The following is a 25,275-nucleotide window of genomic DNA, read 5'->3' as shown; positions in this document are numbered from 1 at the left end:
ACCCTGCGAAGGCTACTCGATCGGAGGTGGCCCGACGGCCAACAGCTCCGTCAGTTCCGGCACGTCCGGCAGATTGTCCGGTTCCAGCGTGTAGCCGTGCCGGACATAGACGAAGGCGGCCCGGACTCGGTGCACGTCCACCCCGCGCAGCCGCGCCCACGCGATGCGGTAGGCGGCCAGCTGCAGCTCCAGGGGGCGACGCCGGGCCGGTTCGGGCACCGCGCCGGTCTTCCAGTCCACCACCAGGAAGTCGTCGCCGTCGGCGAAGACGGCGTCCATGCGTCCGCGCAGCACCGTCGACCCGATGACAGTCTCGAAGCCCACCTCCACTTCCAGCGGGGTGCGGTCGGCCCATTCGGAGTTCAGGAAGGCCGCGCGCAGCAGATCCAGGTCGTCGTCGCCAGCCGTCTCGTCGGCGGCGCCGGGCAGCTCGTCCAGGTCCAGCAGCCGGGTCGCGCCGAAGCGGCGCTCCACCCACGCGTGGAAGGCCGTGCCGCGGCGGGCCGTCGGGTTCGGGCGGAACGGGACCGGGCGGCGCAGGCGCGCGGCGAACGCCGTCTCATCGGTGCCCAGCTCCACCAGCTGGCTCACCGACAGCTGCCCCGGCAGTTCCACATCCACGGCCTCAGCGCCCGAGCGCGTGCGTTCGTCCAGCAGCGCCCCGACCTCCTCACGCCAGGCCGCGATCTCCACGTCGTCGGTGTCCGGCGGCGGGAGCGGCACCAGCGCACGCTCGGCGCGGGCCTGCGCCACCGCGCGGGCCGCCTCGATCATCCCGGCGCGCCGGTCCCCGAGCCGGTCCACCGGCCACTGCGCGCTGACCGGCTCCACCGTCAGCGGGTTCTGGGCGCCGTCCTCGGGAGCAGGCGCATCCAGATCCACACTCAGCGCGGCCGAATCCGCGGCGCGGACCAGCTCCACCAGTTCGGTGAAGAACTCCGAGCCGCCGCGCGGTTTGTCGCCGGTGGCCGACCAGTGGTGCGCCGACACCAGCAGCGTGTCCTTCGCCCGCGTGAGGGCGACGTAGAGCAGCCGGCGGTCCTCGTCCAGGCGCCGCTGCTTGATGGCCTCCTTGTGCGCGGCGAGCGCCTCCTCGAGTTCCTTGCGGTCCCCGACCCCGCCCAGCGCGAGCGCCGGGAAACCTTCGCCGCCGTCACCGGCGAGGTCGCCGCGCAGCGCGGCCGGCAGTTCGCGGGCCGAACCCAGCCACGTGGTGTCCGCTTTGGCGCTGGGGAAGATGCCGCGCGCCAGGTGCGGCACGGCCACGACGTCCCACTCGAGGCCCTTGGCCGCGTGCACGGTGAGGATCTGGACGCGGTCCTCGGCGACCTCCACCTGCCCGGCCTCCAGCCCCTTCTCCACGGCCTCGGCGGCATCGAGGAAACCCAGCAGTCCGGGCAGCGTGGCCCCAGGACGCTCGGCGTAGGAGGCCACGTACTCGGCGAAGGCGTCGAGATGTTCGCGGCCGGTGATGGCGCCGCGCATCCGCCGGGCCCGCAGCTGCGCCTCCACGGCGACGCCGATGGTCTGCTCCACGTCGGCCACCAGCTCCGGCAGCGGCTGACCGATCCGGCGGCGCAGGCCTTCCAGTTCCCGGCCGAAGGCGCGGATGCGCTGGTGGCCGGCCGGCGTGTAGCGCTCGGCCCGGCCCGGATCGACGAGGGCGTCGCCCAGCCCGGCGGCATCGACCGATTCGGCGGGCAGCGCCGCGGCGAGGGCCTCGTCCAGATCCTCGCGGGTGGCGACGGCCCCGGCGACCGGCTCGACCCGGGCCGCGGCGAGTTCGCGGGCGCGCCGCCACAGGGCCGCCAGATCGGCGGCACCGAGTTGCCAGCGTGCGCCGGTGAGCAGCCGCATGGCGGCGGCGCCGGCCATCGGGTCGGCCATCAGGCGCAGCGTGGCGACGATGTCGGTGATCTCCGGGACGTGCAGCAGGCCGCCGATGCCGACCACCTCCACCGGAATGCCGCGCGAGGAGATCTCGTCGGCGAGCGGCGCCGAGTCCTCGTTGCGGCGCACCAGGACGGCGACCGTGGGCGGCGGCCGGCCCTCGTCCTCGGCGGCCCGGTAGGCATCCTCGACGTGCCCGGCGATCCACGCGCGTTCGTCGGCGACGGTCTCGGTGAGCGCCAGCCGCACCGTGCCCTCCCCGGCGCCGTCGCGCGGGCGCAGCGTCGACACGGGCACGCCGCGGGCGCGCAACTGCGCGGACACCTCATTGGCCAGATAGAGCGTCCCGGCGCAGTTGCGCCAGCTGGTCAGCAGTTCCCGGCGGGGTGCCGGGGTGCCGTCGCGCCGCGGGAAGTCGGTGGCGAACCGCGGCAGGTTGGCCGCCGACGCACCGCGCCAGCCGTAGATCGATTGGATGGGGTCACCGACGGCGGTCACCGCGATCGGCGTCCGGCCGGCCCCGCCGAACAGCGCCGAGAGCAGCAGCCGCTGGGAGTGGCCGGTGTCCTGATACTCGTCCAGCAGCACCGCCTTGATCCCGGTGCGCTCGGCGTCCACCACCTCGGGGCGGGTGGTCACCAGGCGTGCGGCCAGTGACATCTGGCTCCCGAAGTCGAGGGCGCCCTGTTCGGTCATCTCCGCGCGCAGGGCCGCCACCAGCGGCAGGAACTCTCGGCGCTCGTCGATCACCGTCTGCACCCCGCGCAGCGCCTGGCTCGGCTCGGCTCGCTGGCGCGGCCCTTTGGGCAGGGTGTCGATCATCGAGTACAGGTCGCCGCCCGCCGCGGCGAGGTCGGTGTCGTCGACCAGATGCTCGGCCATCTCCGAGTACAGGTTCAGCACCGCTTCGGTGACACTGGCGGGCACCTTGGCGGTGTTGAGCCGGTGCGGCCACGCGGCGACGACGCCGAAGGCGAGCTGCCACAGCTCGGTCTCGCTGAGCAGCGTGGATGACGGCTCCACCGGCAGCAGAAGACCGTAGTCGGCGATCAGCCGTCCGGCGTAGGCGTGGTAGGTGCTCACCTCGGCGTCGGCGCTGCGCAGCACCCGCGCGAGCTCACCGCCCGGGTCCCACTCGAGCAGGGCGGGCGAACCGGCCAGCATCGCGAGCCGGCGGCGGATCCGGGCCCCGAGTTCGCTGGCCGCCTTGCGGGTGAAGGTGAGGCCCAGGATCTCGTCCGGGGCCACCAGCCCGTTGGCCACCAGCCACACCACGCGCGAGGCCATCGTCTCGGTCTTTCCCGCCCCCGCCCCGGCGACCACCAGCATCGGTTCCAGCGGGGCCTCGATCACGTCGACCTGCTCGTCGGTGGGCGACGGCAGCCCGAGGGCGGCGGCCAGCGAACGGGCGCCGATCAGTTCGGCACCGGAATCAGTCATCGGTCACCGCCTTGCCCCGCAACTGTGCCGGGCAACTGGTCACCAGTCCGCAGTGCTGACACCCCGGGTTGGTGGCGGCCACGAAGCCGGGCCCGATGCTCGCGCGGGCGGCGCGGCGGACCACACCGATCCACTCGGTCACCTGCTCGGGGGTGAGCGCCTCCTGCGCGCGTTCGGCGGCGCCGGTCTTGCGGTTCGGGGTGGCCACGTAGACGAGCCGGCCCCCGCCGGTGGTGCCCGCCGGCAGGCCCTCCACCCCGCCGAGCAGCAGCGCCAGCTGATAGGCGGCCAGCTGCGGGTGCTCGGCGGCGTCGGCGGCGGTGATCACCGTCTTGCCGGTCTTCACGTCGATCACCACGGGGCGGCCCAGGTCGTCGGTCTCCAGCCGGTCGATGCGGCCGGTGAGCTTCACTGGCAGGTCGTCGGGGCGCCCGTCGTCGCCGGTGCCGGGCGGGACCTCGGCTTCGATGTCGACCTCGACGGCCGCCTCGGTCAGCTCCGACCGCGAGAACTCCAGCCAGTCGCGGAAGTTGACCAGCATGGACTCGGCGCGCTGCAGTTCCCGCTCGCTGAACCAGGCCGCCGGCGAGGACACGCGGTCCCAGATGTCGTGCAGGGCGGTGGTGACGTCGGCGTGGTCGAGTTGCCCGGCGACCGCCTGCACCAGGGTGTGCACCAGGGTGCCGGTGATCGCCGGCTCGGCATCGCCGTCGCGGCCACCGTGCCGTTCCAGCATCCAGCGCAGCGAGCAGCGGCTCAGCGATTCCACCGTGGACGGCGACAGCGTGCGCGGGCCCGACTCGGGAGTCCACAGCGGGGCGCTGGTCGACGGGTCGAGCAGTCCGTACCACTGCGCCGGGTCGGCACCGGGCACCTCCGCTTCGGCGAGGGTGGCCAGCAGTTCGGCGGCCGCCGCGCGCCGCTCGGCCGAGGTGTCCGGGTCCACCAGGGCCGCGCGCAGCTCGGCCACCATCGACGGCAGCGACAGCAGCCGCCGGATGCCGCCGTCGAGCGGCACCTCGTCGGCGGCATCGCCGTGCAGGAGGTGATCGGCGCCGTAGCCGCCGAGGGCGTCGGCGATCTCCGGGACGAATCGGGACGGTGAGGCATCGCCGGTGCCGTCCTCCACGGCGGTCACCAGCAGCTGTCGCCGGGCCCGCGAACACGCCACCAGCAGCAGGCGCCGCTCGTCGGCCAGCAACTGGGCGTTGCGGGAGAGCGTGTCCACCGCCTGCGCGTCGAGTCCGTCGAGCAGGTCCACCAGTGCGGGGGTGCCCAGCACGCTGCCCCGGCTGCGCAGCGACGGCCACAGTCCGTCGAGCACCCCGGCGACGGCCACCACGTCCCATTCGCGCCCGGCCGCCGAGTGCGCGGAGAGCAGCTGCACGGCCTCACCGCCGGCCGCGGGAGTGCGGGATTCGCGCGGGATCTGCAGCTGGCGCAGGTAGTGCAGAAAGCCCTCCACACCGCCGGCGGGCAGATTGTCGGTGTAGGAGGCGGCGGCCTCGAACAGCGCCAGCATCGCGTCCAGATCACGGTCGGCCTGCTCACCCGAACGGTCCCCGCGCAGCGACCGGCGCAGCCAGGTGCGTTCGAGCCCGGAGGCCTGCCAGGCGCGCCACAGCGTCTCCTCCACCCCCACCCCGGAGGCGTCGGCGGCCCGCGCCGCCTGCACCACCGTCAGCGCCCGCACCAGCGGCTCGGCCTCGAACTCGGTGAGGCCGGTCAGGTAGCGCTCGCCGAGTGCCGGGTCGGTGAGGGCGGCGGCCAGCGCGGTCAGCGAATCGGGCGGCTCACCGGCCGCGTCCTGTTCGTGCAGGCGCCGGATACCCCGGCGCAGGCGACGCAGCTGACCGGGGCCGGCGGCACCGATCGGCCCCGACAGCAGCGTCACCACCTCGTCCGGGCCGAGCGGGTCGGTCGCGCTGCTGGCGCGCAGCCCCAGGACGAAGGCCTCGACGGCCCGCTGCCGGTGCAGCGGAAGATCGCTGACCGGGGTCACCACCGGCACCCCCGCCGAGGAGAAGGCGCGGCGCAGCGCCGGCAGCGCCCGCGGCACCGAGCGCACGATCACCGCCATCTGCGACCACGGCACCCCGTCGAACAGGTGGGCGCGCCGCAGCAGGTCGGCGACCGCCGTGGCCTCCTTGGCCGCCGACGAGAAGACGCGCACAGCGGCCGTGCCCTCGCCGTCGGCGGCCGCCGGGTACGGCTGGGAGCGGGCTCCCGGGAGACGGGCGGCGAGGGTCTTCCCGACCACGCTCACCTCGCCGGCGCCGCGGTGACCGTCGGTCAGTACCACGTCGCGCCCCTCGGGCAGATCGGCGAAGAAGCGGGGGCTGGCCCCGCGGAAACCGTAGATCGACTGGTCCGGGTCGGCGGCGATCACCGTCAGGTCGGTGCCCGTGCCGATCAGCTGCACCAGCCGGGCCGCCTGCGGATCCAGGTGCTGGGCGTCGTCGACCAGCAGGCAGCGGATGCGCGAGCGCTGGGCGGCCAGCAAGTGCGGGTCCACGGCGAACGCGGACAGCGCCGAGCCCACCAGTTCGGCGGCGTCGACGGCGTGCGGCACCGACTCCGTCGCGTCCACCCCCACCGCACCGCGCAGCAGCATGGTCTGCTCGTACTGCGCGAAGAGGGTGCCGGCCGCGACCCATTCGGGGCGGGAGTGCTTGCGCCCCATCGCCGTCAGGTCCTCCGGGCCCAGACCCCGTTCGGCCGCCCGCATCAGCAGGTCGCGCAGCGCCTGCGCGAAGCCGTCGGTGGCCAGCGCCGGGCGCAGCGTGGGGGGCCAGTAGGCGGCGCCGTCCTCGATGTCTCCGGCCAGCAGTTCCCGCAGGATCACGTCCTGCTCGGAACCGGTGATCAGCCGCGGCGGCGGATTGCCGTGGTCGGCGGCCTGCAGCCGCAGCACCGCGAAGGCGTAGGAGTGCACGGTCCGCACCAGCGGCTCGCGCAGCACCGCCCCCGATCGCGGACCGCCCGCCGCCAGCACGCGCCGGGTGATCTCGGTGCGCACCCGGACCGCCGCGGCGCGGTCGGCGGTCAGCACCAGCACCGACTCGGGATCGGCGTCCTCGTCGAGCAGCCGGGCGACGGCGGCGTCGACCAGGAGTGAGGTCTTCCCGGTGCCCGGTCCGCCGCGCACCCGATAGGGATGCCACGGACGGTCGGGGGCGGCCTGGCGAGCCGGACTCAACAGCGGTCCGGCGGCCTCCGGCCAGGTGCGCGAGGGCAGCACGAACGACGCCTCCGAGGCGATCAATCGAGTCTGTGCGGTGCCCATGTGCCCATGGAAGCACGCGCCCCCGACACCGTCGCCGGTTCCCCCTCCGCCCGCGGGCCGCGGCCGCCGCCCGACGGCCCTCGATAGGCTGAACCGCATGATCTCCGCCCTGCACACCCATCGGTTCGGACCGGCCGGTGCACCGACGGTGCTGGCCCTGCACGGCCTGACCGGTCACGGCAAACGGTGGGGGCTGCTGGCCCAAGACCACCTGCCGGACCTGCACGTTCTGGCCCCCGACCTGCTGGGCCACGGCCACTCCCCCTGGACGCCGCCGTGGTCGATCGACGATCACGCCGCCGCGGTGGCCGCCGTCGTCGACCGGGAGGTGCACCCGGCGCAGCGGCCGCTGGTGGTGGTGGCCCATTCCTTCGGCAGCGCCGTGGCTCTGCGCCTGGCGCACACGCGTCCCGATCTGGTGAAGGCGCTGGTGCTGCTGGACCCGGCGCACGGGCTGGCGCCGGAGCGGGCGATGGCGATGGCCGAGGCCTCGGTGGCGCACTGGGGTTACCCGGATGCCGAGGCCGCCCGCGCCGCCAAGTGCGCGGAGGGCTGGGCCGCGGTGCCGCCGGAGATCCTGTCCGGCGAGCTGGCCGACCATCTGGTCGAGCACGACGGCGGTGTCGCCTGGCGCGTCAGCGTCCCGGCCGCGGCGACCGCGTGGAGCGAGATGGCACGCCCGGCGCTGCTGCCGCCTGCGGGCGTGCCCACCCGGATCGTGGTGGCCGACCGCGTGCAGCCGCCGTTCGTGGGCGCCGACTATCTGGCCCGCTGCGCCGCCGAGCGCCCGGACACCGTGCGGGTGCAGCACGTGGACACCGAGCACATGGTGCCCTTCCTGGCCCCCGACACGGTCGCCGGCCTGATCCGGGAGGTGCTGGCGCCGTGACCGCGCGGCGGGCGGGCAAGGTGACCGATGCGCAGGTGGAACTGGTGCGGTCGATGATCGCGGCGGTCCCACCCGGCCGCGTCACCACCTACGGGGATCTGGCCGAGCGGGCCGGTCTGTCCAGTCCGCGGATCGTGGGCTGGATCCTGCGCACCGACGGCGCCGACCTGCCGTGGCATCGGGTGGTGCCGGCGTCGGGCCGGCCCAGCGCCCCGCAGGCCGCCCTGCAGCTGACCCGACTCGCTGAGGAGGGGGTTCCGATCGACGACGGCCGCGTCCTGCTGCGGCGCTGCCGGCTGACGTCAGACGAGGAGCCGGACCTGGTCGACCACCCGGAGCAGTCCGGGTAGCGCCCCGGAGGTGGAGCGCGGATGCAGCGCGTGCACGGCCAGCCGGAACATGGCGGCGCGCAGCAGCATCTGCGGCCACTCCTCCTGATCGGCCCAGCGCTCGATCAGTTCGTCGTCGGCGCCGCCCCAGGCGAGTGCGTCGATCACCACCACTGCCGAGGCCCACGGGGCCGGCCGCCAGTAGGGGACGATGTCGGTGATCGCCGGTGCGGCGGCCCCGGCGAACAGCACGGTGCCGAACAGGTCGCCGTGCACCACCTGCGGCGCGAGCTTCACCGGGCGGCGCAGCCCGGCGAGGGTCTTGAGCGCGGCGACGGACTGCTCACCGTCCTCGCCGCTCGGTTCGGCCATCCCGGCGGCGCGGGCGGAGCGCAGCGGCACGTCTTCCCAGGCGGCGCGATCGGCGGCGTTGAAGACGTCGACGTCGTTGAACGGCGGGGCCGGCGGCTGCAGCATGAACCGCGGCCGGTCCAGTTTGGCCAGCGCCCCGTGCAGCCGGTCGGCCACGGCGAGCACCTCGTCGTACCGCGGCTCCGGGCTGCCGGCCACGTAGGTGTCCGCGCGCCAGCCGGAGACCACGTAGCGGCCGTCGGTGGCGCGCAGGGGCCGGGAGATCCGCATGCCCTCCACGTACAGGTTCTCGCGGGCGGCCGCCGACCAGGCCGCGCGGGCGTGATCGGGCACCAGCGACAGCACCACTTCCCCGACGCGCCAGCCGACTACTCCGCTGCCGTCCATGGCGATGGGGGGATGCGCGGTCAGACCGAAAGTGGTCAGCACCTGTTCCGGTGGCGCGGCGATCGTGGTCACGATGCAGAACACTACCTACGACCTGGCCGATCGCCGGGGTGCCACACCGTCGAACACGCGAGAGGAGCGCCACTGCGGCGGCCGCGCGGGCGCTCTCAGTAGGTCGGCAGCTCCGGATCGATCTGGTGCGCCCAGGCGGTGATGCCGCCGGCCAGGTGCACCGGCCGGTCCAATCCGGCCCGGCGCAACGCGGCGAGCGCCTCCGCCGAGCGGATACCGGTCTTGCAGTAGAGGACCACGGGACCGTCGTGCGGGATGTCGGCGATCGCGGTTCCGGAGACGATGCCGCCCAGCGGCACCAGCCTGGCCCCGGGCAGCGCCACGATGTCGAACTCCACCGGCTCGCGGACGTCGATCAGCACCGGCGGCGCGGGGCCGTCGATTGCGGCGCGCAGCTCGGCGGGGCTGATCGTCGCATCCGCGGCCACCGCGACGGCCTCGTCGCTGACCACACCGCAGAACTCGTCGTAGTCGATCAGCCCGGTGATCGGCTCGCGCGCCGGATCCTGACCGAAGCGCACCGTCCGGTGAGTCATCGCCAGCGCGTCGTACACCAGCAGCCGGCCCAGCAGCGGCTCGCCGATCCCGCAGATCAGCTTGACCGCCTCGGTGCCCATCAGGGAGCCGACGGTGGCGCAGAGCAGCCCCAGCACCCCGCCCTCGGCGCACGACGGGACCGACCCGGGCGGCGGTGCCTGCGGGTACAGGTCGCGGTAGTTGAGGCCGCGCCCGTCGGGAGCGTCCTGGTAGAAGACGGTCACCTGGCCGGAGAACCGGAAGATCGAGCCCCACACGTACGGCTTGTGGGCCAGCGCCGCCGCGTCGTTGACCAGGTAACGGGTGGCGAAGTTGTCGGTGCCGTCGACGATCAGGTCGTAGCCGCGGAACAGCTCGACGGCGTTCTCGGCGGTCAGCCGGGTCTCGTGCACCTGCACCCGCACCAGCGGATTGATCGCGGCGATGGAGTCCACGGCCGAGGCGGTCTTGGGCCGGCCCACGTCGGCGACGCCGTGGATCACCTGCCGCTGCAGGTTCGACTCGTCGACCACGTCGAAGTCGACGATGCCGATCGTGCCCACTCCGGCCGCGGCCAGGTACAGCAGCGTCGGCGAGCCCAGCCCGCCGGCGCCCATCACCAGGACGCGGGCGTTCTTCAGGCGGCGCTGCCCGGTGGTCCCGATGTCGGGGATGATCAGGTGCCGGCTGTAGCGGGCGATCTCGTCCCGGGTGAGTTCGTCGCCGGGGGCCACCAGCGGCGGCAGCGGTCCCGTCGGGAGGCTCACGGCACGCTCACTTGTCGGGGTACGGCCAGGCGTTGGCGCGGCAGGTGAACGTGCGGTTGGCCTCCATGTCCGGGTCGAGCGCCATGATCTCGCTGTTGGCGGTCCCGAAGGTCTGCTGCATCATCACCGGCGCCAGGGCCCCGTTCTGTTCGCACGGCAGGTGGTGCTCGTAGCCGATGCCGTGTCCGACCTCGTGATTGATCAGGTACTGGCGGTAGGTCAGGTCGTCGCCGCCGAACGCGGAGGCGCCGCGGATCCAGCGGGCCTCGTTGAGCACCACCCGGCCGTCCGGCGGGTAGAAGCACGAGGTCTCGAGCTTGATCTGGTAGCCGCACAGTTCCCGGGCGGTGTCGGTGGAGGTCAGCGAGATCCGCAGATCCGGCTCACCCCTGTCGATGCGGCGGAAGGCCACCTTGTCGCCGCCGATCCAGCTCTTCGGGTTGGCCAGCGTCGCGTCGACCAGTTTGGCGAAGGTCTGGTTGCCGCCGTAGTCCTGCCGGTTGAGGCCGTCCTCCACCTCGACGGTGTAGGTGTACACCTCGTCGCCGGAGCCGACCTTGTCGGTGGTGCCGGGCACCACGGAGAAGACGCGCTCGCCCTTGGTGGTGAACGGGCCACCGCCGGGCAGCGCACCGGCCGGCAGTGCGGCGGCGGCGATGTCGTTGTGCGGTGCGCCGATCGGGGTGGTCTCCTTGGTGACTTCGACGTTGCGCGATCTCGGGTCGATCGGCGCCGCCGTCTCCTCGTCGCCTCCGCCGTCGTCGGTGATGGTCACCACCAGCAGAGCGACGGTCAGGACGGCCAGGACGGCGATGGCGTAGGCGCGCCAGCCGTAGGAGCGCACAAAGCTCCCGATCGCCCCGCGCGGGCGCTTGTCGGCGTCCTCCTCGCGGTCGGCGATCGGGTCCCAGCGTGCGCGCAGCGGCTGGTCGGGCCGCGGGCGCCGGGGCCGCGTGGGCCCGGGCGGTGGAGTACCGGTCACGTCACAACTGTCTCATAACGGCGCCCCTGCACCGTGCATCCACCCCTGCCGCAACGGTGAGCACCCGCACACCCGCCGGCGGGCGCCGAGTACTCTGCTAGCCATGCCAGCCGCCGATGTCCCCGCCACGCGCGGGGACGATTCCCCCGCGCACAACCGGACCAGTACCCGCCTGCCGCGCAGCGCGCGCCGTCGTCAGTTGCTCGACGCGGCCAGCGAGATCTTCGTCGAGCGCGGATACCACTCCGCGGGCATGGACGAGATCGCCTCGGCGGCCGGAGTCAGCAAACCGGTGCTGTACCAGCACTTCCCGTCCAAGCTCGACCTGTACATCGCCGTGGTCGACAGCCACGCCGAGAAGCTGGTCTCCGATGTGAACCGGGCGCTGCTGACCACCACCGACAACCATCAGCGCGTGCGCGCGGCGGTGGGCGCCTTCTTCGACTTCATCGACGAGGACAACTCCGGCTACCGGCTGATCTTCTCCTCCGATGCGAAGGATCCGGCGGTGATCCGCCGGGTGGAGGGGGCCACCGAGGCCTGCGTGGACGCGGTCTACGGCCTGGTGATGACCGACTCGGGTCTGGACCCGCACCGCTCCCGCATGCTGGCCGCCGGCCTGGTGGGCGCCAGCCAGGTGAACGCGCGCTACTGGCTCGAGGCCAGCCGTCCGATCGCGAAGGAACAAGCGGTCGAGACCACCGTCGCCCTGCTGTGGCAGGGCCTGTCCGGGGTACCGCGCATCTCCTCGCCGGAAACCGGCGAGGACGACTGACACTCGGGGCCGCGGCCCCGGCGGAGCCGGCTCAGGCCGCGCCGAACCCGACCTTGCGGCCCTCCGGGTTGCCCACCTCGACGTAGACGATCTTGGCGGTGGGCACCAGCACGCGGGTGCCCTTGTCGTCGGTCAGTTCCAGCACACCGTCGCCGGCCTCCAAGGCGGCCGCGACCGACTTGTACACCTTGTCGGCGCCGTCCTTGGACGTCAGCGACAGTTCGCGGGGGCTGTTCTCGACACCGATCTTGACCTCAACGCTCATGAGGACGAATCCTACTGCAGCACCGGCCCGGTGCCGCGCCCCCGCTCGCCGCGTTCGCCCAGGGCGCAGCGCGGCCCGGGGGCCACCGGGCCGGGCGACCGCGTCAAGCGAGCGACAGCGCCGCCATCCGTTCGGAGTGCCGCTCGGCGATGGCGTCGAAGAAGACCGAGGCGGTGGCCAGCGAACCGGTCCCCGCGAACAGCAGATCCATCACGTCCTCGTCCTCGGCCAGCACCCACTGCATGTGGGTGATCGCCTCGCCGAGGAGCCGGCGTCCCCACAGGGCCAGCGGGGACGCGATGCGCGGATCGGCGGCCACGGCCGCCCGGACCTCGTCGCGCACCCAGTCCGACGACGTGGTGCTCGCCATCACCTCGCGGAACACCTCGCGGGCCTCCTCGGGCAGCGTCTGCACCATCTCGGAGAAGAAGTCGGCGGTCATGCCGTCGCCGATGTACAGCTTCACCAGCACCTCCAGCCACGAACTGGGATCGGTGACGCGGTGGTACTTGTCGAAGACCTCCCGGTGCGCGTCGATGGCCGCGTCCACGCCGCCGCCGGCGCGCGTCACCTGATCGGCCAGCACCTCGAAGTGGGCGATCTCCGAGCCGGTCATCCGCATCACGGCCACCCGGTCGGCCGTGGTGGGCGCCTTCTCCGCGTCGTGGACCAGGCGACGCACGGCGGAGTACTCACCGGCCAGAAAGATCTCGTACAGCTTGAGCACGGCGGGGCTTTCCGGGGCTTCGGGGGTGTTCGGCATGGGAGCAAGCGTAAGCAAAGCGCTACACTGTGACCAGACGTAGGCCGCAGCCGGGTGAAGATCCGCTGTGCCCGTCACATTGAGCGCGCACCGAATTCGCTCGCGCCGGCGATCGCGACTACTCGTCCCGCCGGACCCGTGGAGCCTTGCGAGTGCGTGCACGACGCACACGAGAGGCACCCCGAAAGCATATGACCACGGAAATCACCGTCGACGCCGCCGTCGACCCGGACGACGACGTCCAGACCACCATCCTCGCCGAGGACCACCGGTCGCCTACCTTCGCCGAGCTCGGCGTCGACGCCGCGATCGTCGCCGCCCTGGAGGCCGACGGCAAGACCCACACCTTCGCCATCCAGGAACTCACCCTGCCGCTGGCGCTCGCCGGCAGCGACCTGATCGGTCAGGCCCGCACCGGCATGGGCAAGACCTACGGCTTCGGCGTTCCGCTGCTGCACCGCCTGGTCCACGCCGCGGACTTCGGCCTGCGCCAGCCCGACGGCACCCCGCGCGCCCTGGTGATCGTCCCGACCCGTGAGCTGTGCGTCCAGGTCTACGAGGACCTGCAGGTGGCCGCCAAGGGCGTGCGGGTCACCACCGCCGACGGCGCCGACCGCCCGCTGGCCCTGACCGCCATCTACGGCGGTCGACCCTACGAGTCGCAGATCGCCGAACTGCAGTCCGGCGTCGACGTGGTGGTCGGCACCCCGGGCCGCCTCCTGGACCTGGCCCAGCAGGGTCACCTGGTGCTGGGCAAGGTGCAGATCCTGGTGCTCGACGAGGCCGACGAGATGCTCGACCTGGGCTTCCTGCCCGACATCGAGCGCATCATGGGCGCACTGCCCACCCCCCGCCAGACCATGCTGTTCTCGGCCACCATGCCGGGACCGATCGTGACCCTGGCGCGCACCTTCCTGACGCAGCCGACGCACATCCGCGCCGAGCAGGCCAACGACTCGGCCGTCCACGAGCGCACCACCCAGTACGTCTACCGCGCCCACGCGCTGGACAAGGCCGAACTGGTGGCCCGCATCCTGCAGGCCGACGGCCGCGGCGCGACGATGATCTTCACCCGCACCAAGCGCACCGCGCAGAAGGTGGCCGACGACCTGGCCGAGCGCGGCTTCTCCGTCGGCGCCGTGCACGGCGACCTGGGCCAGGTGGCCCGCGAGAAGGCGCTCGGCAAGTTCCGCGACGGCACGATCGACGTTCTGGTCGCCACCGACGTGGCCGCCCGCGGCATCGACATCGACGACGTCACGCACGTCATCAACTACCAGTGCCCCGACGACGACAAGACCTACGTGCACCGCATCGGCCGCACCGGCCGCGCGGGACGCACCGGCATCGCCATCACCCTGGTCGACTGGGACGAGCTGCACCGCTGGGCGCTGATCGACAAGGCCCTGGGACTGGGCATGCCCGAGGCCGCCGAGACCTACTCGACGTCCGCGCACCTGTCCGAGGAGCTGGGCATCCCGGCCTCGGCGACCGGCCGGATCGGCCGCCCCGCCGGCACCTCCTCGGTCGACCGCCAGCAGGCCCGCCGCGAGCGCGAGGCCCGCAGCGACCGCCCCGCGCGCAACCGCCGCCGCACCCGCGGAGGCGGGTCCGGCGAGAACGCCGCCGACGGCCAGTCCGGCGGCTCGGCCCCCACCGCCGGCGACTCCGGAGCCCAGACCGCCGAAGGCGGCGCTTCGCGTCCGCGCCGGCGTCGTCGTCGCCGCTCGGGCGGCAAGCCCGCCGGTGACGGTGCCGCCTCGAGCGCACCGGCCACCGGCACCGCCGAATAGCACCGCAGGCACCCGTCCGCGTTGGCCGCCCGCATCGCGCCCGAGCGCCGCACCCGGCTCGACCTGGTGATCACGGCGCTGCTCGTCGTCGCGGCGCTGGCGGCCGCGCTGATCCTCTGGTGGACCGCGCCGGCGCGCAGCACCGAATCGGTCACCGCCGAGCAGGAGCCCGCCACTCCGCTGCCCACCGAGAGCCTGCCCACCGAACTCCATGAGCTGTGGCGGGCGCCGTCGGGGGCCACACAGGTGCCGTCGGTGGGCAAAGCCACCGTCGTCACCGGAGACGGCGGCACCATGACCGGCCGCGATCCGGCCACCGGCGACGAACTGTGGCACTACACCCGCGACGCCGAGCTGTGTGCGGCGGTGGCGGCCTGGCCGGGCGGCGAGAACGACGCGCTCGGGGTCTACCGCAACAGCCGCGGCTGCAGCGAGGTGACCGCACTGGATGCGGGCACCGGCGCCCGCAAGGGCAATCGCAGCAGCGACGCCGACGCCGAGATCACCCTCTCCTACGACAAGACCTTCGCCCTGGCCGCCGGCGACACCCGACTGGAGACCTGGGGCAGCAATCTGGTCCGCGGCATCGAGTACGGCCGCGTGGACGCCCCGGTGAATCCCGATGTGGCCCCGGAGCGAGACCGGTGCCGGCTGTTCTCGGCGGCCTCCGGCGGTGATCGCGTCGCGGTGATCGAACGCTGCGCCCCCGACACCGGCTATCGCCTGACGGTCCTGTCGTCCACGCTGACCAGCGAGGAGAAGGTCCGCGAGTGGGGCTCGCACCAGATCACCGACACCAGCCACGGCGCGCCGCCGGTGGTCGTGGCGGTCACCGACGACACCGTCTCGGTCTACGACGGCGGTGCCGACTCCGGCGCCGACGCCGGACCGACCGTCCGCCTCTTCGGCGTCGACGCCGTGCAGCAGAGCGCGCGCACGGTGGAGGGCGAGGCCACTCCCCCGACCGGCAGTCTCCCGCTCACCGCCCGCGCCCTGGTGACGTACTGGACCGGGCGGTCCACGGTGGTGCTCGACGGCGGCACCGGCCAGCCGCGCATCCAGATCAGCGACACCATCGGACCGGGTGAGGTGGCCACCGGGCTGCTGGTCCCGGTGGCCGGCGCGGTCAGCGTCCGCGACCCGGTGAGCGGCCGCGAACTGCGCCGCATCCCCGTCGACCGCGGCGACTACACCGGGATCGTCTCGCTGCGCGTGCTGGGCCCGTACGTGATCGAGCAGCGCGGCGACGAAGTGGTGGCCCTGGGCCCCCGGCCCGAATGATCACCGGGCCGGCGGCGAGTCAGAGGGACAGTTCGAAGGTCTGCAGCGGCTTGCCGTTCCAGTGGCCCCACAGGTTCTCGGCGAGTTCGCGATAGGCGGTGGCGCCCTTGTTCTTGCGGCCGCGCATCACCGACGCACCGGAGGCGGAGGCCTCCGCGAAGCGGACGGTCCGCGGGATCGGCGGGTTGACCACCGGCAGGCCGTAGCGGTCGGAGATGTCCGAGAGCACGTCCCGGCTGTGCGTGGTGCGCGCATCGAACAGCGTGGCCACCGCACCGAGGATGGCGAGCTCGGGGTTGGTGATCTGCTGGACCTCGGTGACGGTGCGCAGCAGCTGCCCCACGCCGCGGTGCGCGAGCGTCTCGCACTGCAGCGGCACCACCACCTCGTCGGCGGCGGTCAGCCCGTTGAGGGTGAGCACGCCCAGCGACGGCGGGCAGTCGATCAGGATCACGTCGAAATCCTGCGCCACCTCGGCCAGCGCACGCTTGAGCGCGTACTCGCGGCCCGGCCGCATCAGCAGCAGCGCCTCGGCGCCGGCCAGGTCGATGGTGGCCGGGAGCAGGGTCACGTTGTCGTCGGTGTCCAGCAGGACGTCGGCGATGTCCTGGGCGCCGAGCAGGACGTCGTGCACCGATTCGGTGATGGCGTCGGGGTCGTGGCCCAGGGAGAAGGTCAGGCAGCCCTGCGGATCCAGATCCACCACCAGGACCGAGACGTCGAGGTCGGCCAGAGCCGCACCGACGGAAGCAGTCGTGGTGGTCTTGGCCACCCCGCCCTTCTGATTAGCGATGGCGAGCGTGCGCGTCATGCTCACACCCTAGTGGAATGCCCTGCTCGGACTCCCTCAGGCGTCCGGCGGCAGCGAGTCGGCGGCCAGATACTGCAGTGACACCGGCGCGAACAGCAGGCCGAGCACCACCACGACCACCGCCAGCAAGGGTGCGCCGAGCAGCGGCTGATGGCTGTCGGTCAGCAGCGACCACGCGACCGGGATCAGCAGGATCTGGGTGATCACGCCGATCGCGCGGCCCCAGCGTCGCCCGTGGTAGAGCGCGATTCCGCCGGCCAGCACACCGCCCCCGATTAGCACGAACCACACCGCGGTGCCGTAGCCGCTGATGAAGTCCTCATGGTGGTCGCCGCCCACCGCACGGATCACGAGGTACACGGCGACCGCCACGGCGAGCGCCCCCTGAACGGCGATCACCCCGCCGGCCCAGCGCAGGGTCAGCGGCACGGCGGACCAGCGCGGCTGAGATTCGGATTCGCTCACGCTGACAGCCTATTGCCGACACCCGGGCCGGGCACGCCCGGGATCACCGGTAGGCTGAACCCTCGTGCGCGTCATGCTGGTCACCAATCCGTTTGCCACCTTCACGACCCCCGCGGGTCGGGACACCCTGGCGAACACCCTGAGTGCTCGCTACGACGTCGATGTCGAACACACCACCCACCGCGGCCACGCCGGTGAGCTCGGCGCCCGGGCCGCCGCCGAAGGATACGACGCCGTGGTGGTGCACGGCGGCGACGGCACCGTCAACGAGGTGGTCAACGGCATTCTGGGCACCCCCGACCGCAACGATCCGGTGGATCCGGCGGCGCTGCCCGCCGTCGGCGTGATTCCCGGCGGCAGCGCGAACGTCTTCGCCCGCGCTCTGGGGATCGACCGCGATCCGATCGTCGCGACCGCCCAGCTGATCGACCTTCTCGACTCCGGCAGCCGCCGCCCGATCAGCCTCGGCCACACCCTGAACCGCTGGTTCCTGTTCAACGCGGGCATGGGCATGGATGCGATCGTGGTGCGCCGGATGGAGGACAAGCGCCGGGCCGGCAAGCGTGCCACCGCGCAGCGCTACTTCTTCACCACCGTCTCGTCGTTCTTCTCCTCGTCGGTGACGCCGCCGGTGTTCACCGTGCAGGTGCCCGACCGGGCGCCGATCGAGGGCGTGCGGTTCGGTTTCGTCAGCAACACCGGACCGTGGACGTACTTCGGCGCGCGACCGATCGCGACCAATCCGGGCACCGATTTCGACCACGACCTCGGCGTCTTCGCCGCCACCAGCGTCGGGGTGCTGCGCAACATCATGCTGGGATCGAAATTGCTCAGCGGATCCGACGATCCGCAGGCCGCGCACCTGTTCCGCGACGACGACGTCGAGTGGGTCCGGTTCACCGGCGACGAGCCCGCCGACGTGCAGATGGACGGCGACTACCTGGGTCTCCACACCTCGATGAACTTCGGCTGCCGCCGGAACGTGCTGCACGTCGCCGCCGCACTTCCGTGAGCCCGGCCACACCATCGGCGCAGGTCACCGGCTCGTTACCCGCCGGTAAGCATGGATTCAGCTGATTGCCAACCCCTTGTGATCTATCCGGCAATCGCGGATTAACCCTAGCCAAAGCCCTCGACAGGGTAGTACAACGGTTACAGACAGCAAAACAGCACCCCCTGCGCGCCCCCTGGGACTGCGCCTGCTAGGTGAGGCACCTGCTGTTTCACAGCCCGTAAACCAACGAGCTTCATCGTGCCACGACCGTGGTGCGCCTGAAGTCATGCCCCAAGGAGTAGAGAAATGGACTGGCGTCACAAGGCCATCTGTCGCGATGAGGATCCGGAACTGTTCTTCCCGGTGGGCACCAGCGGCCCGGCCATCGCGCAGGTCGCCGATGCCAAGCTGGTGTGCCAGCGCTGCCCGGTGACCGCCGACTGCCTGAGCTGGGCACTCGAGACCGGCCAGGACGCCGGCGTGTGGGGCGGCATGAGCGAGGACGAGCGCCGCGCGCTGAAGCGCCGCAACGCCCGCACCCGCGCCCGCAGCGTCGTCTGAATCTCCGCTCCCTGAGAGCACTTCCCGCGGACACCGTTCCCGGGAGACGAACATAGAGCCCGGCCGTTCTCTTCACGGCCGGGCTCTGTGCATCCCTGTCCTCACCTGTGGCCAGGCTCCGGATCCGGCGGTGTCAGTGCAGGGGGATCTCGAGTTCAACGGTGGTCCCTCGCCCGCCGGGGCCCGGTCCGATGCGGATCTGCCCGCCGAGATCGTTGGAGACCAGCATCCGCACGATCTGCAGACCGAGACTGTTCGACGACGTCAGATCGAAATCCGGGGGCACGCCGGCACCGTTGTCGGTGACGCGCACGGTGAGCCCGCGCAGGTCGCGTTCGCCGTCGATCACGATCGAGGCATCGGCGGCCGCCGGTTCGGTGAAGCCGTGCTCGATCGAGTTCTGCACCACCTCGGTGAGGACCTGCACCAACGGCATGGCGTGATCGGCCGGCAGCACCCCGAGACGACTGCCGCGCCGCACCTGAGGGGCCGCGGCGCCGCCCGCGGGCGACCAGACGTCCACCAGGGTGGGGATCAGCCGGTCGACGACGGCGTCGAGGTCCACCTCTTCGTCGACGCTGCCCGACAGCATCTCGTGCACCAGCGCGATCGATGAGACGCGGCGGACCGCCTCGTTGAGCGCCACGATGGTCTCGGTGCTGCCCGACCGCCGCGCCTGCAGCCGCAGCAGCGCCGAGACGCTCTGCAGATTGTTCTTCACCCGGTGGTGGATCTCCCGGATGGTGGCGTCCTTGCTGAGCAGGGCCAGGTCGCGGCGCTTGACCTCGGTGACGTCGCGGATCAGCACCACCGCGCCCCGGGTGGTGCCCGCGCCCCGCAGCGGCACCGCGCGGAGCAGCACGCTGGCCCGTCGGGCGTCCAGTTCCATGCGCAACGGCAGTTCGGCGGCGGGCAGGGCGGGTTGCCCGGCAGCACCGCACGCCGCGGTCAGCATGGCGGCGACGTCCACCGCGTCGAACGGATCGGTGAGCAGTTCGGCGACCACGTCGGGCAGCCGGACCGATCCGAGGTCGGCGGTCCAGCCCATCCGGTGCACCGCCGACAGCGCGTTCGGGCTGGCGTACACCACCCGGCCGTCCGGGCCCAGCCGGATGAACCCGTCCCCGGCCCGCGGGGTCGACAGGCCCAGCGAGTTGGCCTCGTCGAGCGGAAAGCTCCCGGCCACCACCATCTCGCACAGTGCCTGGGCGGCGTCCCGGTAGGCCGATTCCAGCGGGGACGGCGGCAGCGTGTCACCGGCGTCGCCGGCGCGGCCCAGGACCGCGATCACCTGGCCGTCGAAGGTCACCGGCACCGCGATCCGGTCGATCAGGATGCCCGCGAACCGCCGGGGCACGTCGTCGCGCTCGATCCGCCCGCTCGCGAATGCCTTGCCGACCAGCGGATTGACTCCCTGGGGGCTGGCGGGCGCGTCGACGCGGTGACCCACCTCGTCGTGCTGGAACAGGGTGGCTGCGGTGTTCGGCCGCACCTGGGCCACGTAGACCAGCTGACCGTCGGAGCCGCGCACGGCCAGCACGTAGTCGGCGAAGGACAGGTCGGCGAGCAACTGCCATTCGGCCACCAGCCGCTGCAGATGCAGCGCGGCCGGATCGGAGAGCGCGGTGTGCTCGGCGAGGAGGTCGTGCAGTGTCGCCATGTCTCGGTGTCCTCGCCGGCCGCGTCAGTCGCGGTAGGTGGCCAGGACGTCGCCGGCCTGGACCTGGTCGCCCGGGGCCACTTTGACCTCGGCGAGGACGCCTGCGTACTCGGCGAGAACGGGGATCTCCATCTTCATGGAGTCCAGGAGGACGATGGTGTCTCCGACGGCCACCGACAGGCCCGGCTCGGCGGGGACCTCGAGAACCGTAGCGACGATTTCTGCGACCACGTCTTCGACCATGCCCTCATCGTATGGCATCCGATTACCGCTGATCTGCAGCGTCGTGACAGAATCAACGGTGAACTTCGCCCCTAGACTCGAGGAGGCCCGTCATGGGTAAGCGCGGACGCAAGAAGCGTGCACGGAAGAAGAACGCCGCGAACCACGGCAAGCGGCCCAACGCCTGAGCCTTCCGCTCAGCATGGACCACGTCGGCCCGGCCCCCTTTTCGGGGCCGGGCCGACGCGCATCACGGATCAGCGGAGCGGCGCGAGGTGATCGGGGCTCAGCGGTCGCCGTCGGTGATGATGGTCTGCCGGACCACCACGGTGCGGCGGATCTCCACGCGCAGCCGCTCCCGCAGGCCCTCGGGCGCCGCCTCGCAGCACTTGCGCTGCAGCAGCGCTTTCAGTTCCCGCTGCACCGCGTAGTGCTCGAAGCACGACGGGCACTCCTCGAGGTGGCCCTGCAGGCGCTCCCGGGCGCCGGCATCGCATTCGTTGTCCAGCAACAGGAAGATGTCGGCCAATACCCCCGAGCAGTCGAGCTGCTCTCCGTACGACGGTGTCTCGTTCGCGCTCATCGGGTCGCCTCGCTGGTGGTGCGGCCGATCCCGCGTTCACGGGCGACGTCGGCCAGTAGTTCCCGCAGCTGCTTGCGGCCGCGGTGCAGACGCGACATCACGGTGCCGATCGGCGTGCCCATGATCTCGGCGATCTCCTTGTACGGGAGGCCCTCGACGTCGGCGTAGTAGACGGCCATCCGGAAGTCCTCCGGCAGCTGTCCGAGGGCGTCCTTGATCTCGTTGTCCGGCAAGGCATCCAGCGCCTCGATCTCGGCCGATCGCAGGCCGGTGGAGGTGTGCTCGGCACTCGCCGCGAGCTGCCAGTCGGTGATCTCGTCGGTCGGATACTGCGCGGGCTGGCGCTGCTTCTTGCGGTACGAGTTGATGTACGTGTTCGTCAGGATCCGGTACAGCCAGGCCTTGAGGTTGGTGCCCTCCCGGAACGAAGAGAACGCCGTGAAGGCCTTGACATAGGTTTCCTGGACCAGATCTTCGGCATCGGCCGGATTGCGCGTCATGCGCAGGGCGGCACCGTAGAGCTGGTCGAGCAGGGGCAGCGCATCCCGCTCGAACCGGGCGGTGAGCTGCTCGGGAGTCTCCTCCGGAGCCGGCTCGGCTGGCGTATCGGCTGGCGACACCGCAATCCCTTCGCTGAAGACATGCTCTACCAAGTCTAGCGAGTCCCGCAGCGGGTGCTGCGGGGCAGTCGTGTCGAGAGTTGCCGCAGTCACGACGTCCTTCACCTCCGGTATCGGCTTTCCCCTGTCCCAACAACGCGGTGCCCACGGTTGTTCCGCCCGTCGGTGATCGCGTCCGTTACCGCCCCGCCGGGCGTGGGGTGAGGACCGCGGGCGGGCGTGGGACAATGCAGACATGTGCGGACGGTATGCGGTGACGACGGATCCGGCGAAGCTCGCCGCCGAGATCGACGCCCGCAACGAGGTGCCCGACACCGACGAGGTGACGCCCGACTACAACGTCGCACCGTCGACCACCGTGCTGACCGTCGTCGACCGGCACGAGAGGGGCGAGGCCGCCGAGCCCGTCGACCGCCGGGTGCGCGCGATGCGGTGGGGCCTGATCCCGCCGTGGACCAAGGAGTTCGGCAAGGGTCCGCTGCTGTTCAATGCGCGCGCCGAGACCGCAGCCACCAAACCGGCCTTCCGCGCCGCCGCCAAGAACAAGCGCTGCCTGTTCCCGATGGACGGCTGGTACGAGTGGCGCAAGGGCCCGGTCGGCCCCGACGGCAAGCCCACCAAGATCCCGTACTACATGTCGCCGCGTGACGGCTCCCGGTTGTACATGGCCGGGCTGTGGGCCGCCTGGCGCTCCCCCGAGGCGCGCGAAGCCGGCGACGACGACGCCTGGATCTCGTCGGCCACCATCCTGACCACCGAGTCGGTGGGTGCGCACCGGGAGATCCACGACCGGATGCCGCTGGTGATGCCGTACGAGTACTGGCACGACTGGCTGGACCCGGACCGGCCCGTCGACCCGGCGCTGCTGGAACCGCCCGCCCCCGAACTGGCCGACGCCATCGACATCCGAGAGGTTTCCCCTCTGGTCAATCGGGTCGCCAACAACGGCCCCGAACTGTTGGAGCCCGTCTCATGAGCACCTCCCGCCCCGGTCCGCTGCAGCGCGTCGGCTACCTGCTGGGCCGCCCCCTGCCCGAATCCATGCGGGACTGGGTGGCCAACGACATCACCGGGCCCCGGCACGTCTGGCGCTACTTCGTGCGCGGCCTCATCCCGTTCGTTCCGATCGCCGTGGCCCTGTGCTTTCTGCCCGCGTCGTGGATGGTGCGCGCCGGCATGGTGCTGCTGCTCGCGATCCCGCTGATCTACTTCCAGGTGGCGCTGATGAACATCTACCGCCGTCACCTGCTGCGCAACAACGGGCTGGATCCGCGCCTGGCCGACAAGGTGAAGATCATCCGGCTGTCCGAGGCCGAAGAGCTCTACCGGCGCCAGCATCGCCCCTCGGTGTCGTCGGCGCCGTACGACGTCCCCGCCGCCGCCCCCGGGGTCGACTCGCCGGAGATCGAGGGCGTCGTGGTCGAACCGGCCGAGTCCGCCCCGTCGCACGTCTCACCCCGCCGGTCGTAGGACAGGGATCCGGGGTAGGCGGGTCAGACGTACATGGGTCAGGCGTAGGTGGGTCAGGCGTAGGTGGGTCAGGCGTACGTGTAGTCGTCGAGGGGGAAGGTCTCCATCTCCCGGAGGGTGGACCGGGTCGACGACGGGCGCAGGAGCGTGGCCTCGCCGTGCTGGTTGAAGTAGTAGCTGCGCGACCCCGAGCAGTCCCCGGCGTAGAACACCGACGAGTCCAGTGCGTGCGTGGAGCGGTCGAGGAACTCGGTGTTGGCCTCCTCGGTCACCTCGAAGGTGTCGGCCTTGCGGCGTCGCAGTTCACCGAAGAGCCGCGCGATGTGGCGCATCTGGCCCTCGATGGTGGTGAAGTAGCTCAGCCCGCTGTAGGAGTACGGGCTGTTCAGGCTCAGGAGGTTCGGCATCTTCGGGACGGTGATGCCCTCGTACGCCTGGAACCGGCCCTCCCGCCACCAGGGCCCCAGGTCGCGGCCCTCGCGGCCGATGATCTGGAATGCCGGGAAGTTGGTGTCCCACAGATTGAATCCGGTGGCCAGCACCAGGGTGTCGATCATCGTCTTGTGGCCGTCGTCGGTGACGATGCCGTCCGGTTCCACCCGCGCGATCGACGACGTCTGCAGGGTGACGTTCGGCCGGTTGAAGACCCGGAAGTACTCGTTGGAGAACGTGGGCCGCTTGCAGCCGAAGTCGTAGGCCGGGGTCAGCTTGCGGCGGGTGCCGGCGTCGCGGACCTGGGCGCGCAGGTGCGCCTTGGCCAGCAACGCGGCCATCTTGTTACCCGGCTTGGTCTGCTTGAAGTGCAGGACGCCGAAGACCATGAGCGCCTCCAGCAGAGAGGTGTTCACCAGGCGCGCGGCCTTCTGGGTCAGTGGGACCTTGGCGAACAGGTTCTGCACCGGCGCGGGAATCGGGAAGTCGACCTTGGGCACCACCCAGATCGGCGTGCGCTGGAAGACGGTGAGCGCGTCGGCGTCGCGGGCGATCTCCGGAATCAGCTGCACCGCGGTGGCACCGGTGCCGATCACGGCGGCGCGCTTGCCGGTGAAGTCGTACCCGTCCTGCCAGTCGGTGGTGTGGATGATGTCCCCGGCGAAGGTGTCGATCCCGGGGAAGTCGGGCGTGTGCGGCTGCGACAGGAACCCGGTGGCGGTGACCAGGTAGCGCGTGGTGCGGCTGCCGCCGTCATCGGTGTAGACGGTCCAGAGGTGATCGTCGTCGTCCCATTCGGCGCGCTGCACGGCCGTGCCGAACTCCATGTGCCGGCGCAGGTCGTACTGGTCGGCGATGTGTTCGGCGTACTTCTTGAGCTCGGCGCCGGGCGCGAACAGCCGCGACCAGTACGGGTTCGGCGCGAAGGAGTACGAGTAGGTGACCGAGGCGATGTCGACGGCCAGGCCCGGGTAGTGATTGACGTGCCAGGTGCCGCCGAGGTCGTCCTCGCGTTCCAGAATGGCCAAGTCCGTCAGCCCCTGCCGCTTGAGTTCGATCCCTGCGCCCATGCCGCCGAACCCTGCGCCGACGATCACTGCGTCGTAGTCGGGTTTCCGGTTGGTCATGCGAGACCCGCCTTTCTGTGTGCGGCCACGACTGGACTGTCTGTGACTTTGTTTCACAGTAACTCAGGTCACGGCTGCGGTCACAGACCCAGAACCCCGGGATCGAAGATCTGCGCGGGGTCGACGGCGTGCGGGATCCGATCGGTCGGCCAGGTGGCCGCACGGGGTCGGCGAGCCGCCGCCGGATCACGACGGCGGCCGCTTCAGCTGGATTGCTTGGTGTTGATCAAACTCATCAGCCACAGCAGAATGCACGCACCGCCGAGGCAGGTGAGGAAGCTGAAGATCCAGCCGCCCTCGTCGACGTTGACGCCGATCCATGCGAGCAGGAAGCCGCCCACCAGGCCGCCGATCACGCCGACGACGATGTTGAGCAGCAGTCCCATCGAATCGGCGCGCTTCATCAGCTTGGACGCGGCCCAGCCGGCGAGCCCGCCGATCAGGATCCAGCCCAGGATGCTCAGTGGCAGCATGCGAACTCTCCTCGCGGTGAACGGTCAGTGCCTCAACGTTAGCCCCCGCC

At 71.6% G+C, this 25,275-nt stretch carries 25 protein-coding genes; 10 read left to right on the top strand and 15 right to left on the bottom strand.

Going from position 1 to position 25,275, the window contains the following annotated elements:
- Positions 1–12: 12 nt before the first annotated feature.
- Together ABD732_RS05045 and ABD732_RS05040 are read right to left on the bottom strand one after the other, a co-directional pair.
- Positions 13–3,330, bottom strand: a complete 3,318-nt coding sequence (locus ABD732_RS05045; protein ID WP_344781210.1) for an ATP-dependent helicase — start codon at positions 3,328–3,330, stop codon at positions 13–15.
- Positions 3,323–6,616, bottom strand: coding sequence for an ATP-dependent helicase (locus ABD732_RS05040; protein WP_344781208.1), 3,294 nt, complete (start codon positions 6,614–6,616; stop codon positions 3,323–3,325). Before ABD732_RS05040 ends, ABD732_RS05045 begins: the two co-directional genes overlap by 8 nt.
- 100 nt (positions 6,617–6,716) lie before the next feature.
- Here ABD732_RS05040 and ABD732_RS05035 point away from each other — a divergent pair, with 100 nt between their 5' ends.
- Complete coding sequence (locus tag ABD732_RS05035) at positions 6,717–7,505, top strand: alpha/beta fold hydrolase (protein WP_344781286.1); 789 nt, start codon at positions 6,717–6,719, stop codon at positions 7,503–7,505.
- Between the two features lie 53 nt (positions 7,506–7,558).
- On the top strand, positions 7,559–7,855 hold the full coding sequence (locus ABD732_RS05030) for an MGMT family protein (RefSeq protein WP_344781284.1): 297 nt from the start codon (positions 7,559–7,561) through the stop codon (positions 7,853–7,855).
- On the opposite strand, the gene ABD732_RS05025 is transcribed toward ABD732_RS05030, so the two are convergent.
- The 3 genes from ABD732_RS05025 to ABD732_RS05015 form a co-directional block, all read right to left on the bottom strand.
- Positions 7,808–8,665: a TIGR02569 family protein gene (locus ABD732_RS05025; RefSeq protein WP_344781206.1), complete on the bottom strand. Its 858-nt coding sequence runs from the start codon at positions 8,663–8,665 to the stop codon at positions 7,808–7,810. The genes ABD732_RS05030 and ABD732_RS05025 overlap by 48 nt on opposite strands.
- 95 nt (positions 8,666–8,760) lie before the next feature.
- Complete coding sequence (gene moeZ, locus ABD732_RS05020) at positions 8,761–9,948, bottom strand: adenylyltransferase/sulfurtransferase MoeZ (protein ID WP_344781204.1); 1,188 nt, start codon at positions 9,946–9,948, stop codon at positions 8,761–8,763.
- A gap of 7 nt (positions 9,949–9,955) precedes the next feature.
- Positions 9,956–10,930 carry a DUF3152 domain-containing protein gene (locus ABD732_RS05015; protein ID WP_344781202.1) on the bottom strand — a complete coding sequence of 325 codons (975 nt, stop codon included), beginning with the start codon at positions 10,928–10,930 and terminating at the stop codon, positions 9,956–9,958.
- A 103-nt stretch (positions 10,931–11,033) separates the two neighbouring features.
- Here ABD732_RS05015 and fasR point away from each other — a divergent pair, with 103 nt between their 5' ends.
- Entirely contained in the window at positions 11,034–11,705 is a 672-nt protein-coding gene (gene fasR / locus ABD732_RS05010) for an HTH-type transcriptional activator FasR (protein ID WP_344781200.1), read from the top strand.
- A 31-nt stretch (positions 11,706–11,736) separates the two neighbouring features.
- On the opposite strand, the gene ABD732_RS05005 is transcribed toward fasR, so the two are convergent.
- On the bottom strand, positions 11,737–11,970 hold the full coding sequence (locus ABD732_RS05005; RefSeq protein WP_344781198.1) for a DUF3107 domain-containing protein: 234 nt from the start codon (positions 11,968–11,970) through the stop codon (positions 11,737–11,739).
- Positions 11,971–12,073: 103 nt separating this feature from the next.
- On the bottom strand, positions 12,074–12,733 hold the full coding sequence (locus tag ABD732_RS05000; RefSeq protein ID WP_344781196.1) for a ferritin-like fold-containing protein: 660 nt from the start codon (positions 12,731–12,733) through the stop codon (positions 12,074–12,076).
- Between the two features lie 191 nt (positions 12,734–12,924).
- Here ABD732_RS05000 and ABD732_RS04995 point away from each other — a divergent pair, with 191 nt between their 5' ends.
- Complete coding sequence (locus ABD732_RS04995) at positions 12,925–14,526, top strand: DEAD/DEAH box helicase (protein WP_344781194.1); 1,602 nt, start codon at positions 12,925–12,927, stop codon at positions 14,524–14,526.
- Positions 14,527–14,547: 21 nt separating this feature from the next.
- Positions 14,548–15,807, top strand: a complete 1,260-nt coding sequence (locus ABD732_RS04990; RefSeq protein ID WP_344781192.1) for an Rv3212 family protein — start codon at positions 14,548–14,550, stop codon at positions 15,805–15,807.
- A 19-nt stretch (positions 15,808–15,826) separates the two neighbouring features.
- Here the strand turns inward: ABD732_RS04990 and ABD732_RS04985 are convergent, their stop codons facing one another.
- Positions 15,827–16,618 (bottom strand): ParA family protein, encoded by a 792-nt coding sequence (locus tag ABD732_RS04985; RefSeq protein ID WP_344781190.1) that lies wholly within the window; start codon positions 16,616–16,618, stop codon positions 15,827–15,829.
- Positions 16,619–16,654: 36 nt separating this feature from the next.
- Positions 16,655–17,083, bottom strand: coding sequence for a hypothetical protein (locus ABD732_RS04980; RefSeq protein ID WP_344781188.1), 429 nt, complete (start codon positions 17,081–17,083; stop codon positions 16,655–16,657).
- Between the two features lie 64 nt (positions 17,084–17,147).
- Here ABD732_RS04980 and ABD732_RS04975 point away from each other — a divergent pair, with 64 nt between their 5' ends.
- Both ABD732_RS04975 and ABD732_RS04970 read left to right on the top strand, forming a co-directional pair.
- Positions 17,148–18,095 carry a diacylglycerol/lipid kinase family protein gene (locus ABD732_RS04975; protein WP_344781186.1) on the top strand — a complete coding sequence of 316 codons (948 nt, stop codon included), beginning with the start codon at positions 17,148–17,150 and terminating at the stop codon, positions 18,093–18,095.
- Positions 18,096–18,383: 288 nt separating this feature from the next.
- Positions 18,384–18,638: a WhiB family transcriptional regulator gene (locus ABD732_RS04970; protein ID WP_205329241.1), complete on the top strand. Its 255-nt coding sequence runs from the start codon at positions 18,384–18,386 to the stop codon at positions 18,636–18,638.
- Positions 18,639–18,771: 133 nt separating this feature from the next.
- On the opposite strand, the gene ABD732_RS04965 is transcribed toward ABD732_RS04970, so the two are convergent.
- Positions 18,772–20,298 carry a sensor histidine kinase gene (locus ABD732_RS04965; RefSeq protein ID WP_344781182.1) on the bottom strand — a complete coding sequence of 509 codons (1,527 nt, stop codon included), beginning with the start codon at positions 20,296–20,298 and terminating at the stop codon, positions 18,772–18,774.
- 24 nt (positions 20,299–20,322) lie between these two features.
- The gene (locus ABD732_RS04960; protein WP_344781179.1) at positions 20,323–20,541 is read right to left on the bottom strand and encodes a biotin/lipoyl-binding carrier protein; all 219 of its coding nucleotides are present in this window, start codon (positions 20,539–20,541) and stop codon (positions 20,323–20,325) included.
- Between the two features lie 92 nt (positions 20,542–20,633).
- Between ABD732_RS04960 and ABD732_RS18740 the strand changes: the two genes are divergently transcribed.
- Positions 20,634–20,708 carry a 50S ribosomal protein bL37 gene (locus tag ABD732_RS18740; protein WP_369758845.1) on the top strand — a complete coding sequence of 25 codons (75 nt, stop codon included), beginning with the start codon at positions 20,634–20,636 and terminating at the stop codon, positions 20,706–20,708.
- A 98-nt stretch (positions 20,709–20,806) separates the two neighbouring features.
- Here ABD732_RS18740 and rsrA read toward each other — a convergent pair whose 3' ends face one another.
- Positions 20,807–21,103 (bottom strand): mycothiol system anti-sigma-R factor, encoded by a 297-nt coding sequence (gene rsrA / locus ABD732_RS04955; protein WP_344781177.1) that lies wholly within the window; start codon positions 21,101–21,103, stop codon positions 20,807–20,809.
- Positions 21,100–21,837: a sigma-70 family RNA polymerase sigma factor gene (locus tag ABD732_RS04950; protein ID WP_425552984.1), complete on the bottom strand. Its 738-nt coding sequence runs from the start codon at positions 21,835–21,837 to the stop codon at positions 21,100–21,102. The genes rsrA and ABD732_RS04950 overlap by 4 nt, the downstream gene beginning before the upstream one ends.
- 121 nt (positions 21,838–21,958) lie before the next feature.
- Between ABD732_RS04950 and ABD732_RS04945 the strand changes: the two genes are divergently transcribed.
- Together ABD732_RS04945 and ABD732_RS04940 are read left to right on the top strand one after the other, a co-directional pair.
- Positions 21,959–22,699 (top strand): SOS response-associated peptidase, encoded by a 741-nt coding sequence (locus ABD732_RS04945; RefSeq protein WP_344781175.1) that lies wholly within the window; start codon positions 21,959–21,961, stop codon positions 22,697–22,699.
- The gene (locus ABD732_RS04940) at positions 22,696–23,193 is read left to right on the top strand and encodes a DUF5313 family protein (protein WP_344781173.1); all 498 of its coding nucleotides are present in this window, start codon (positions 22,696–22,698) and stop codon (positions 23,191–23,193) included. Before ABD732_RS04945 ends, ABD732_RS04940 begins: the two co-directional genes overlap by 4 nt.
- Positions 23,194–23,261: 68 nt before the next feature.
- Here ABD732_RS04940 and ABD732_RS04935 read toward each other — a convergent pair whose 3' ends face one another.
- Entirely contained in the window at positions 23,262–24,752 is a 1,491-nt protein-coding gene (locus tag ABD732_RS04935; protein ID WP_344781171.1) for a flavin-containing monooxygenase, read from the bottom strand.
- 203 nt (positions 24,753–24,955) lie between these two features.
- The gene (locus tag ABD732_RS04930; RefSeq protein ID WP_344781169.1) at positions 24,956–25,225 is read right to left on the bottom strand and encodes a GlsB/YeaQ/YmgE family stress response membrane protein; all 270 of its coding nucleotides are present in this window, start codon (positions 25,223–25,225) and stop codon (positions 24,956–24,958) included.
- Positions 25,226–25,275: the final 50 nt, after the last annotated feature.

Source organism: Gordonia caeni (assembly GCF_039537105.1).
Taxonomy (GTDB): Bacteria; Actinomycetota; Actinomycetes; order Mycobacteriales; family Mycobacteriaceae; genus Gordonia; species Gordonia caeni.
The sequence above is the reverse complement of the archived record's forward strand: the minus strand, read 5'-3'. Positions and strand labels throughout refer to the sequence as shown.